This window comes from Nonlabens sp. MB-3u-79, from assembly GCF_002831625.1.
In the GTDB taxonomy this organism is placed as follows: Bacteria; Bacteroidota; Bacteroidia; order Flavobacteriales; family Flavobacteriaceae; genus Nonlabens.
On sequence record NZ_CP025116.1, the window covers coordinates 3,092,539 to 3,105,111 of the forward strand.

12 protein-coding genes are annotated in these 12,573 nt (G+C 36.5%); 7 read left to right on the forward strand and 5 right to left on the reverse strand.

What is annotated here, in order from left to right:
• Positions 1-23 precede the first annotated feature (23 nt).
• The 4 genes from CW736_RS13640 (at position 24) to CW736_RS13655 (ending at position 4,303) form a co-directional block, all read left to right on the forward strand.
• On the forward strand, positions 24-1,352 hold the full coding sequence (locus CW736_RS13640) for a T9SS type A sorting domain-containing protein (protein WP_101014902.1): 1,329 nt from the start codon (positions 24-26) through the stop codon (positions 1,350-1,352).
• 580 nt (positions 1,353-1,932) lie between these two features.
• Positions 1,933-2,121, forward strand: coding sequence for a hypothetical protein (locus tag CW736_RS13645; protein WP_101014903.1), 189 nt, complete (start codon positions 1,933-1,935; stop codon positions 2,119-2,121).
• 293 nt (positions 2,122-2,414) lie between these two features.
• A complete protein-coding gene (locus CW736_RS13650) occupies positions 2,415-3,722 on the forward strand; it encodes an ectonucleotide pyrophosphatase/phosphodiesterase (protein ID WP_101014904.1) in 1,308 nt (435 codons plus the stop codon).
• A gap of 68 nt (positions 3,723-3,790) precedes the next feature.
• The gene (locus CW736_RS13655) at positions 3,791-4,303 is read left to right on the forward strand and encodes a DUF4442 domain-containing protein (RefSeq protein ID WP_101014905.1); all 513 of its coding nucleotides are present in this window, start codon (positions 3,791-3,793) and stop codon (positions 4,301-4,303) included.
• 24 nt (positions 4,304-4,327) lie between these two features.
• Here CW736_RS13655 and CW736_RS13660 read toward each other — a convergent pair whose 3' ends face one another.
• Complete coding sequence (locus tag CW736_RS13660) at positions 4,328-5,008, reverse strand: class I SAM-dependent methyltransferase (RefSeq protein ID WP_101014906.1); 681 nt, start codon at positions 5,006-5,008, stop codon at positions 4,328-4,330.
• 242 nt (positions 5,009-5,250) lie between these two features.
• On the opposite strand from CW736_RS13660, the gene CW736_RS13665 reads away from it, so the two are divergent.
• A complete protein-coding gene (locus CW736_RS13665; protein WP_101014907.1) occupies positions 5,251-6,249 on the forward strand; it encodes a DUF6588 family protein in 999 nt (332 codons plus the stop codon).
• Between the two features lie 179 nt (positions 6,250-6,428).
• Here the strand turns inward: CW736_RS13665 and rplT are convergent, their stop codons facing one another.
• The 4 genes from rplT to thrS form a co-directional block, all read right to left on the reverse strand.
• On the reverse strand, positions 6,429-6,773 hold the full coding sequence (gene rplT, locus CW736_RS13670; protein WP_101014908.1) for a 50S ribosomal protein L20: 345 nt from the start codon (positions 6,771-6,773) through the stop codon (positions 6,429-6,431).
• 107 nt (positions 6,774-6,880) lie between these two features.
• A complete protein-coding gene (gene rpmI / locus CW736_RS13675; RefSeq protein WP_101014909.1) occupies positions 6,881-7,078 on the reverse strand; it encodes a 50S ribosomal protein L35 in 198 nt (65 codons plus the stop codon).
• A 442-nt stretch (positions 7,079-7,520) separates the two neighbouring features.
• Positions 7,521-8,033 carry a translation initiation factor IF-3 gene (infC, locus tag CW736_RS13680; protein WP_262493815.1) on the reverse strand — a complete coding sequence of 171 codons (513 nt, stop codon included), beginning with the start codon at positions 8,031-8,033 and terminating at the stop codon, positions 7,521-7,523.
• Positions 8,034-8,088: 55 nt separating this feature from the next.
• Positions 8,089-10,035: a threonine--tRNA ligase gene (thrS, locus tag CW736_RS13685; RefSeq protein WP_101014911.1), complete on the reverse strand. Its 1,947-nt coding sequence runs from the start codon at positions 10,033-10,035 to the stop codon at positions 8,089-8,091.
• A 521-nt stretch (positions 10,036-10,556) separates the two neighbouring features.
• On the opposite strand from thrS, the gene CW736_RS13690 reads away from it, so the two are divergent.
• Both CW736_RS13690 and CW736_RS13695 read left to right on the forward strand, forming a co-directional pair.
• Positions 10,557-10,973, forward strand: a complete 417-nt coding sequence (locus tag CW736_RS13690; protein ID WP_101014912.1) for a hypothetical protein — start codon at positions 10,557-10,559, stop codon at positions 10,971-10,973.
• 146 nt (positions 10,974-11,119) lie between these two features.
• Positions 11,120-12,403, forward strand: a complete 1,284-nt coding sequence (locus CW736_RS13695) for a DEAD/DEAH box helicase (RefSeq protein ID WP_101014913.1) — start codon at positions 11,120-11,122, stop codon at positions 12,401-12,403.
• The last annotated feature ends 170 nt before the right edge of the window (positions 12,404-12,573 follow it).

Below are 12,573 nucleotides of genomic sequence, written 5' to 3' on the forward strand. Positions count from 1 at the left end.
ATACGTCATGATATAGGCACCATATGAAAACAATTTATTTTATTTTACTCATAGTTTCTTTTCCACTAATTGTGACTGCCCAAATAGGTACAGTAAGTTTTATAGATACATCTGTTCAAACAGCAGGTGTAACAAAGCTCGAATCTATTGATATAGATAATGATGGACATAATGAAATTCTCACTTCTACAAATGGCAATTCTGGCAGATTAGGATTTTATCAGAACCTGACAAACAACAGTTTTTCAGCTTTTAACTTAATAGAATCATATGATTTTTGTAGAGGGTTTGCTATAGGCGACTTTAATAATGACAATTGGAATGATATTGTTTCTATTGGAGGTATCAACCAAGATGCTAAAATTCACCTCAATAATTCTAGTACATTTAGTCCAGGAGTACTTCTAGATACTAATATTTCGATACAAGTAAATGATGTGGTTGTTGCAGATTTTGATCTGAACAACTCTGATGACATTGTTATTATCGGACAACACTCTATTGATTTTTATCGAAATAATGGTAGTGGAAGTTTTACCAAAGAGGAAATCTTAAGCACGAGTACGTCTCCTTTGATCCTGGAGTGTTTAGACTTAGCAGCAAGGGACATGGACAATGATGGTGATATGGATTTAATAAGCGGAGAAACAGCAGGATTAGTAGTTTATATCAACGATGGAAATGCTGTGTTTACTCCCCACTATTATTCGGTAAACCCCGAAATTTTTGGTCTTATACACCCAATAGATATAGACAATGATGGCGACTATGATGTGGCAGGCTATAACAGCGCAGGAGAAGTAAAATGGTTTAGTAATAACGGAAATGCTATCATGACATTTGAAGCCACACTACCTCATATTCCCGATTTAATATCATTAAGTTCCATAGATTATAATAACAATGGGGTTGAAGATTTATACACTTCCTACGCCAATAACATTTCAATTTTTGAGAATGATACCAATCATACTTTTAATAACGAAATAACAGTTTATCAAGATAATAGTCTTTTAATGGGCACTGTTCAGCCTGTAGATATTGATCATCAAGGAGCTTTAGATTTTCTATGGTCAGGAGGCACTAACAGCATTGCCTTTCACCTTAATCAATCCCCTTTATCTATAAGTGAAGTAAATGCAACAAGTAATTTCTTTTATCCAAATCCAACAACTGGATTAGTGAATTTTACCAAACCAGTTAAAAAACTGGCGATGTATAATTTATTAGGTCAAAAATATATAGAAGCTTATCATGTAAATGAAATAAATTTAACAAACTACCCGTCTGGAATGTACTTACTGGTTTTGGATGATAATGTCCAATTTCCACAAAAAATTATTAAAGAATAACGACTTACAACTAGGTGCATAATTAATTACTGGCATAGCATACCTTCAAGCCTTTACGCAAAAGAAATGTATGCCGTGTTCTATAGGACTATCAAATAAATGTTGCCACTGTAAACCCAAATTGTCCATCCAAATAGTGCGATTAAGAAGACTTGTTTATAGATAAAATAAAAGAGCCCTTTATAATAACACCAAAAAAAGGCAATCTACTTCCCCTTTGTTATAAAGGTGTAAATTCTGCAATAAAAATTACGGTTGCAGCTTTCATCTCTCCACCTTTATCATTCTTTTCTAATCCTGAAACATGGGGGCTTGCGAAATATAAAAGTTATCGTATCGAATGTATTTGAAATTTAGGAGCAATTCGTTTCTATCAACTACAGAACAGGAAACCCGTTTTAATTATTAAAATCGCAGTCACGCAGGGGTAACAACTCAGCAAGAACAAGGGATTTCCTTATATATAAACTCAAAAAATGTTCTCCGTGATTGACATTCATCTACAGACTTTAAGACAGTATTAATAAGCTTTCGCTATTAAACTTGTATTCTGTCGGATAACAATTAAATCAATCACATTATGAGTACCACATTTTTGAATACCAAGACCAGAGGGATCACCAAGACTGTAGCTGAATTCACCAAACAGGAGGGTCAGAGCAATAAAGAGTTCCGTGAATTTATAAGTGAACAAGTTGTGGAGCACAGAAAAGAAGGAATGGATGTATTCAAATCCCCAAGACCAGGAGATATTCAAGAAAACGAATAGCTTTCTATCCATAACACAAAGGCTAGTAAATAACAACAAAGCAAAAAGGCTATTTAGGAAATCTAAATAGCCTTTTTCTTTGTTGTATAATTATAAAAAAGCAACAGGTAAACCTGCAAACTTTAGGGCTAAACCAAATGGTTGGTGTACTTTTATAAAGTCGTAAAATCTTAATGATTTTGCTTAAAAAAAATAAAACAAAAGGCTTTGACCAGATGCCAATAGAGAACCAAAACATTTCTTACATGCTAATCACTAACAGTTCAAGCGACTCCTTATAAACCCATACTAAAATGACAAAGCAACATAGGATCATTACATTAATTGCTATCGTGGGTATGCTCAGCCTGAATTCCTGCAGCAGCAAATTATCACCTACCACACAAAAAGCAACTACTTCAAATTCTGAATCGGCCCTTAAAAAACCATATGTACTATTGATTTCTCTAGATGGTTTTCGTTGGGATTATGTAGATAAATATAGACCTCCCAACTTAATCAATTTTATTTCTAAAGGTGTTAAGGCACAATCATTAATACCCTCCTATCCTTCTAAGACCTTCCCTAATCACTATACGATTGCAACGGGAATGTACCCAGATAAACATGGTATTATAGGTAATATTTTTTACAGTTATGAAAAGGAAGCTACTTATAACATTAGGAATCGAGAAATGGCTGAAGACGGAAGTTTTTACGGAGGTTCTCCCATATGGATAGAAGCAAATAAGGCATCTATGGTTACGGCCAGTTACTTCTTTGTGGGTACAGAAGCAAACATTCAAGGAATGTCACCTACCTATTACTATAAATACGATGGTAGTGTAAAAAATGAAACTCGTGTTGCTCAAGCCGTAAAATGGCTAAAGATGCCTGCAAAAAAAAGACCCCATCTAGTCACTATGTACTTTAGTGATATGGATGATGCAGGGCATAATTTTAGCCCATCCAATGATGAAGAGCTAAAAAACAAACTACTGGCTTTAGATAAGAACTTAGGTGATTTATTTAAAGGCATAGCAGCTACAGGACTGCCTGTAAACATTATTATAGTTTCAGATCACGGCATGGCAAATCAATCTATCGAAAACCTTATACCCGTAGATGACATTCAAAACGACAGTTTGTTTTCAACCATTAATAACGGCTCCATAGTCAATATTCATCCCAAAGACCATATAGATACCAATGATTTGTTGGAGGATTTAAAACGAAAGGAACATCATTTTAAAGTCTATAAAACCGAAGATACCCCTGGTTTTGAAAACATCCCTACCAATAAAGACTGGGGACCTTTACAACTAGTGCCTGATCTGGGCTATTATTTTTCAACTAAAAAAAGTATAGCTGCAAGAATTGAAAAAAATATAACAACTATAGGTGTGCATGGTTTTGATACCAAATACAAAGATATGCACGGCATCTTTTATGCAAAAGGTCCTGCCTTTAAAAAGAATTACGAGATACCAGCAGTAAAAAACATTCATATTTATCCATTAATGTGCAGGCTATTAGGACTAGAAATTCCAGAAGGTATTGACGGAGATTTAGACCAAATAAAAAGTGTTTTAACTCCACTCTTAAACAAGGAGCAGGATTGAAAATAAAACAAATTATAAACTCGCTCTTGTAAACGCCACGTAACCTACTATCTAAAAACTATAAATTGATGTATAACAAATTGTACGAATGGGGTACTAGGTTTTTATCTAAAGCCGCCTTATTTAAATTTGGCTTGAACTGGTCACCTATGTACAGAAGAAGTACAGCAAAAATAATTTACGTATCAACAGATTTATTGCAGGTAAAAATGAAGTTACCCATCAGCTGGAAAAATAAAAACTATATGAACTCCATATTTGGCGGTAGCATATATGCCTCGGTAGACCCCATACCTATGTTTCAGTTGATCAATATAATAGGAGATCATTACGTAGTTTGGGACAAGGCGGCTACGATCAAATTTAAGAAACCCGCAAAAGAAAACCTATACGCAGAGTTTCTATACTCAGAAAAAGAATTGGCAGAAATCAAACAACTAGTAGAGCGAGATAAAGAAATCGAAATCGTAAAATTAGTAAAGTTGACCAACAAAAGCAGTACTCAGGTGTATTGCGAAATAGAAAAGATCATCTACGTTGCAAATAAGGAGTTCTATAAAAATAAACGTCTAGGTGAGTAAAAAGATACTAGAGAATATAAAACTTTAATAAACTTCATAAAGTATGGTCTCAATAACCCCCCTCCCTTTATCTAATCTAGTAGAAAGCAAATGCCGTGCTTCTTTTACTTTGAAATGAAACGGTGCTGCTAATACGTCCAATCCACTTTGGCTTTTAAGTCTTATACCTTGACCAGAGATGATATCCTTGTTAGGTACAAAATCACCTTCAGGCAGGTGCTCCGTTAGTACCACATATTTATAACCTCTTAATTGATTTAGGGTACTTTGAATTTCGGAATTAGATAGGTGTTGTAAGACCTGTCTTAGTAACGCACAATCTGCAACAGGTAAAGGATCAACTGCTATATCTAAACAATGAAATTTTAAATTTTCTTTTTGGAACATTTTTTTATTATGCGCGATCACATTGGACGCGACATCAACACCTTCATAGTTCTTTGTATGTGGTACTAATTGTTTACCTATATTAAAATCCCCACAACCCATATCGCATACGGAAATGGGATCTTCAAAAGAATTTAAAAATAAGGTGACTGCGTTTATATAAGGGGCTACTATATCTGGATGATGTGACCCGCTTCCTGAATAATAAGGAGCACCAGTAGTCGTTCCCCATAATCCATTGTCATAAATCTGCTCCATGGCCGCTTTAGTAGGCCAGGGCTTCTTAATTCGTTGCTTGTTACCATCCTTATGATTCATACCACTTTTATGAGATCAAGATAAGCTATAACTACTGTTTTGTACACCAACACATCCATAACTTATTTTCCATAAAAAATAGGTTGTATAACTACCTGTCTACAAAATATTTATAAAATGGAAAGCAGGACGCGTAAGGAATCCAGAAAAATTATTGAACAACTCGACTTCATTCATTATGGCTAAAAAACACCAACTATATATATCAATTATCATTTGTACATTTGGCAACAAGCCCATTTATGAAAAAGCATTACTTACTAGTAGTTCTCAGCCTCTCTTTTTTTTGTTTTCAAAATACCACAGCGCAAAATAACGATGTAGAAAATGTATTGACCGACATCCTCTTTATACTCGATCAATACAACGATCCCGCGGCTGAAGCCAGCGTTATGCAAACAGGTGCTGGATGGTTTCATACTGCCAAATCTTTAGATAAATTCAAGGTGAATGTAGCTGTTGGGATGAGCGGCCTTCCCTTTCCCAAAAGCAAACAAAATTTTAGTGTGCGAGAATCAGATTTTATCAACTTGGACATAAGAGATGGAGATCAAGCTTCTATACCTACTGCTTTAGGTGGACAGCGCCGTGTGTTTTTCGACTTTATGATCGATGGAGAAACCTATGAATTTCAAGCTTTTTCTGGATTAAATACAGACTTTTTTGCTTTACCTTATATCCAAGGCCAGATAGGTTTATGGAAAGAAACAGAAGTAAGCTTGCGTTTTGTACCGCAAATTACTATAGAAAGGTCTAGCTATGCCATTTATGGTTTAGGAATCAAACACAACCTTTCTCAATACTTTTATAAAGAGCAACGCGGTTTTGACCTTGCTTTTTATACTAATTACAGCCTTACAGATCTCAATTTAGGTTATGACGAGCCACTGGATCTAGAACCATCAGACGGTGGGGCACCACTAGCAATTATCGATGGGTCACTTATTGATTTTCATTCTATTAATGCTGGTCTAGTGGCCAGTAAGGATTTTAATAAGTGGACTCTTTCTAGCGCACTTAATTACAATACGAGTTGGGTAGATTACAGCCTTACTGGAGAACGCAGCTTGTTTTTTGATCTGTTCAATAACGTACTAAGCACCCTTAGTGAGACCAAGCACTCTTTTAAGCTGGACCTGGGAGCTGCTTATCAACTCACCCCTAAATGGAATTTAAACACACAGTTGAGCGCTGGACAGTTTGTCAACCTTAATATTAGCGGTGTTTACAACATCAATTAAGCTTTTTACTTCTTAAGGGCTTATGAGGATTCCGCTTTCGCGAAAGCGGAACACCTACCAACTTTACCACACAAGATCCTTACTCCTATCCTCGAGACATTATTTAGAGTAAATCCATAAAAAAATCCCCATCATTGCTGATGAGGATTTTCTATTTGCGAGAGGTTGTTAAACCTAAATTATTTTACTTTGTTTACTACTGCTTCAAAAGCTTCTGGATGATTCATGGCAAGATCTGCAAGAACTTTACGATTTAACTCGATGTTGTTCTTTTTTACAGCTCCCATAAATACAGAGTAGCTCATACCGTGCATACGTGAACCAGCGTTGATACGCGTGATCCATAATCTACGGAATGATCTTTTCTTGTTTCTTCTATCGCGGTAAGAATAAGACATTGCTTTCTCTACTGCGTTCTTTGCTACTGTCCATACGTTTTTACGACGTCCGAAGTAACCTTTTGCCTGCTTGAGGACTTTTTTTCTACGAGCTCTACGAGCTACGGCATTTACTGATCTAGGCATAATTTTAATTTTTTAACAGCAGGCGATCCATTTCTAGATTCTTTAATTGTGCACTACTATTGGGTTAATGTGTGAATTAACAAACCGTCAAGGTTTACAATGTCGTCTTACTTAAGACGTAATTGTAACATGACATTAGGTACATCTGCTTTGTGCACAACTGTATCGTGAGTCAAAGCTAGTTTACGTTTCTTGCTCTTTTTAGTCAGGATGTGACTTTTAAAAGCGTGTTTTCTTTTGATCTTTCCAGTACCAGTAAGCTTAAAACGCTTCTTAGCACTAGATTTTGTTTTCATTTTAGGCATAATTTCCTTTTTTAAATTCTCGCATTCCTTATTTAAAACCTATCTAATTACCTGATTCCGTGTGGTATAAAATCTATTGAAAATAGACTTTAAAAACAACTGAACAAGACATCAATGAAGCTCCTTTATTAAGGAGTGCAAAAATAGGTTTTTATTTGGAAAATGTATGATAAATCACCGATTTATTCCTCCTTATCCTTTAGATAATAAAAGATAAATGCAGCACCTATAGTCAAGTCTCTAGAGACTTGAAGTCGCTTGGTATAATTTTAGGGATTTGTACCTGCATAATCTAGCCGTTGAATAAGGTTTTCAACTCTTGGCTTTTAACCAAAAAAAAACTGCCTCTTAGATAGAAGCAGCCTTTTATGATTATTCTTTAAGTGACCTTTGTTAGGTGGGCTTTATTCAGCGCACTTACATCTGTCCTTTAGGGAGTAACTTACTTTTTCTTAGGTGCGATAAACATATTCATACGTTTACCTTCCATTTTAGGCATTTGTTCTACTTTACCTAACTCTTCTAGATCTTGAGCTAATCTCAATAATAAGATTTCACCTTGATCCTTATAAATAATGGAACGACCTTTAAAGAACACATAGGCTTTTAATTTAGATCCTTCTTTAAGGAACTTCTCACCGTGTTTTCTTTTAAATTCATAATCATGATCATCTGTATTGGGTCCAAAACGGATTTCCTTAATAACGACCTTACTAGCATTTTGCTTGATTATTTTCTCCCGCTTCTTTTGCTCATAGACAAATTTCTTATAGTCCATGATTTTTGCCACAGGTGGGTCAGCATTAGGAGAAATCTCAACCAGGTCGAGTTCTTTCTCTTGTGCTTCTTTAAGGGCTTCACGAGTGTCCATAACACGTGGTTCTCCATCGCCTACAAGGCGTACTTGTCTTGCACGTATCTTTTCATTGATTGCATGCTTGTCTTCTTTGATAATTCGAGCCGGACCACGGCTTCTGCGTCTACGTATTGCTATGACTATATAATTTTAATTAAACTTCAAATGTTTTTATAGTTTCGGAGATTTCTTTTTGCACGAGCTCTGTAAATGCTTCAACGCTCATACTTCCTAGATCCTCTCCACCATGTTTTCTTACAGAAATTGAACCCTCTTTTTCTTCCTGCTCACCAACGATAAGCATATATGGTAATTTGTTCATTTCTGCCTCACGGATCTTTTTACCCATGGTTTCTGCACGATTATCTACTACTGTGCGAATTTCGTTAATTTCTAACAAATTTGCTACCTGTTTAGCATAATTTTCGTATTTCTCACTGAGAGATAAGATAGCACATTGCTCAGGCATCAACCATAGCGGGAAATTCCCCCCTGTATGCTCTAATAAAATGGCTATAAAACGCTCCATGCTACCAAAAGGTGCACGATGTATCATTACAGGTCTATGCGACTCATTATCAGCGCCTTTATACTGTAAATCAAAACGTTCTGGCAAATTATAATCCACCTGTATAGTACCTAATTGCCAGCTTCTACCTAAGGCATCTTTCACCATAAAGTCTAATTTAGGACCATAAAAGGCAGCTTCACCTTCTTCAATCACATAATTAAGACCTTTATCTTTTGCAGCACTGATAATTGCATTTTCTGCAATTTCCCAATTCTTAGTATCTCCTATATATTTTTCTGGTTTTTTAGGATCGCGTATGCTTACCTGCGCGGTAAAATTTTCAAAACCTAACGAACCAAAAACATACATAACTAAGTCTATAACTGCTTTAAATTCTTTATCTAATTGTTCTGGCATACAGAAAATATGCGCATCATCCTGAGTAAACCCGCGTACACGAGTCAATCCATGTAGTTCACCACTTTGCTCGTATCTATACACCGTACCAAATTCTGCAAAACGCTTTGGTAAATCTTTATACGACCACTGGGCACTTTTATAAATTTCACAGTGATGTGGACAGTTCATAGGCTTTAATAAAAACTCCTCACCTTCGTTAGGTGTCTTTATAGACTGGAAAGAATCTGCTCCATACTTTTCATAATGACCAGAAGTCACATACAATTCTTTAGAACCTATATGCGGCGTCACCACCATTTCATAACCTGCTTTTTTCTGGGCGGCTTTTAAGAAGTTTTCTAGTCGCTCGCGCAAAGCCGCACCTTTAGGTAACCATAAAGGAAGCCCTTGACCTACGCGTTGAGAAAAAGTAAACAACTGTAATTCTTTACCTAATTTTCTGTGATCTCGTTTTTTTGCTTCTTCTAGTAACTCCAGGTATTCTTTTAAGTCTTTTTGCTTAGGGAAAGAGGTCCCATACAAACGAGTAAGTTGTGGATTTTTTTCATCTCCACGCCAGTAAGCACCAGCTATACTCATTACTTTTACCGCCTTGATAATTCCTGTGTTAGGAACATGACCACCGCGACATAAATCTGTAAAGGTATCGTGATCACAAAAAGTGATCTCCCCGTCCGTAAGATTCTCTATCAGCTCTACTTTGAATGGATTGTTTTGATCCTTATAAAGTTGTATCGCATCAGCTTTAGAGACACTACGCATGGTGAACTCATGTTTTCCACGTGCTATTTCTAACATGCGAGCTTCTATTCTAGGAATATCAGTCTCCGATATAGAATGTTCTTTAAAATCAATATCATAATAGAACCCATTATCGATTGCAGGCCCTATGGTCAGACTTACTCCAGGAAACAATTCCTCAATAGCTTGTGCCATGATGTGAGAAGTAGAATGCCAGAAAGCCTCTTTCCCTTCAGGATTGCTAAACGTAAAAAGAACCAAGCTACCATCTTCTATTAGAGGTGTTTTGGTTTCTACCTTTATACCGTTAAAGCTAGCGCTGATTACATTACGAGCAAGTCCGTGTGATATACTCATAGCGACATCCATAGGAGTGGTACCGCTTTCCATTTCTTTGATACTGCCGTCAGGCAAAGTGATTTTAATCATAACTACAAAATATGAACCGGCAAAGGTAAACCTTTATGCAAAATCACCATTAATTAATGCAACAGTTTTTGACGTTTTTAAGTCGGTTTTAGTTCTTGATACATCAGTGGCACTTCCATTAGAACGGCTTTCGACTTTAGAAGAAATGCTGAGCTGAAACCCTAAGCTTTTTTAGGTTGAATTAATAGGCAGCCTTCCATCTTGTGTATAAGCTTTTTTAGTTATCAAGATAAATAAAACTCCCTTTAGGGATTGAAGAAGGTTCCTAATTCAAACTCTAATTGTTCGGGTTTTCCATTGTCTGGCACTGAAAGGTCTGGAAACACAAGGCCTTTCGTTTATTCTTTAAAGAAAAAGAAAGCCTCCCTTTAGAGCTAGGAGAAGCAGCCGAAACAAAAACTCTAATTTTTGATTCTGATATTTTAACAGCTCTATGCCTTTTGATCACAAGCAAACACAGTTTAATAAAGGTTAAAAGCTAAAATGGCGCGCACTTTGATACTGTCGTTAAAATCTCACTTATGAAAAAGCTCTTACTTCTCATTGCAGTTGTTCTATTTTTAGGCAGTTGTGACAGGTGGACAGATTGTATCATTAACAACAGTCCACAACTCAACCAACATGATTTTCTTACCGGATTTTTAGACATTTATTACGAAGACAGCTTAAATGCCGAAATCAATAACGACCCACGAGATAACAATTACTACTATTATTTCTCTGTACATGGATTGCCTCGCGGCATGGATTATGAATCCTATGGTAGGGAGCTGGTTATTTTTGGGACACCTCAAGAATCAGGTCGTTTTAATATAGAGGTATATCTTAACGTGGAAGCTGCGATTCTCTACTATGATGAAAGTGATGGCCCATTTGAAGATGGAGATACGCTTTGTAAAGACAGTACCAGCAGGTGGTATTCATTAAGCATTCAATAGGGCTTGTGTCGGGCAGCATACTTGTTGTAATTCCGCTTTCGCGAAAGCGGAACAAACATCCAACAATAAGATCTAAAACAATGAATCGTTAAGAAAAACACACTTAAACTCTTGTAATAGCTTACCTTTGCAGCTTAATTGAATACATGACATTTAAAGAATTAGGGTTAGTAGAACCCATCTTGCGAGCTTTGCAAGACCAAGGATATGAACGTCCTACACCTATACAAGCACAAGCCATTCCAGTACTATTAGAAGGAAAAGATTTATTAGGCTGTGCACAGACTGGAACCGGTAAAACTGCCGCGTTTTCCATTCCCATCGTTCAAGACTTATACAACCGCCAGCCGCCAAAAGGAAAAAGGCGCATCAAAACATTAGTGGTTACTCCTACCAGAGAACTGGCTATCCAAATAGGCGAGAATTTTTCAGCTTACGCAAAATATACCGATATTAAAAATACGGTCATCTTTGGTGGAGTGAAGCAAACTTCTCAAGTATATGCGTTGCATCAAGGAATTGATGTATTAGTTGCTACTCCAGGAAGATTACTGGATTTAATCAATCAACGTTACATCTCACTAGATCATGTCGAGCATTTTGTGCTGGATGAGGCAGACCAGATGTTGGACATGGGTTTTATACACGATATCAAAAAGTTGTTAAAGCTTTTACCTCAAAAAAGACAGTCGCTATTTTTTAGTGCTACCATGCCTAGCACCATCGTAAAACTCTCTAACGAGATTTTAGGAAATCCAGCAAGAGTAACTATAGAGCCAGAAAAAACAACTGCTGAAAAAGTAGAGCAACGTATTTACCACGTTAATAAAATGAACAAGACCAAGCTCTTGATCGATTTATTAAGTAATGAATTGAACGATGCTACCTTAGTGTTCTCTAGAACCAAGCACGGAGCCAATAAGATTGTAAAAGATCTAGATAAAGCGGGTATTAAGAGTGCCGCTATACATGGTAATAAATCTCAAGCTGCAAGGCAAAGAGCTTTACAACAGTTTAAAGACGGAGATCTTCAAGCACTTATCGCGACAGATATTGCTGCTCGTGGTATAGACATCGACGAGTTGAGCTATGTAGTGAATTACGATTTACCTAATGTACCAGAGTCTTATGTACACAGAATAGGAAGAACTGGTAGAGCTGGAGCAAGCGGTCTTGCCGTTTCCTTTTGTATGCTAGAAGAACGCCCTTTCTTAAAAGACATCGAGAAGTTGATCAGAACAAGTATTCATGTTGTGGAAGTGCACGAGTTTGAATTTAAGATGGAAGACGCTGCAGAGCCTAGTTTGAAAAAACAAAGTGGTGGTGGTGGCCGCGGTCGTTCACAAGGAAGAAGTAACAAACCTAAAAGTGGTGGCGGTAACAGTTCTTCCAGAAGTGGTGGAGGGAATCGCAGCAATCGCAGTAGATAGTTTTAGCTATTAAATAGAATACGCATACATCTAAAAGCCTTTTATCTATCGATAAAAGGCTTTTTTTATATAAAATCAGCAGATTAACACTTCATCCTTAGTAAGATAACTAAAGTTTTATGATTTTAACGTAACTTTAGGAAGTGAGAAAGCAGTAACTTCTCTTACTA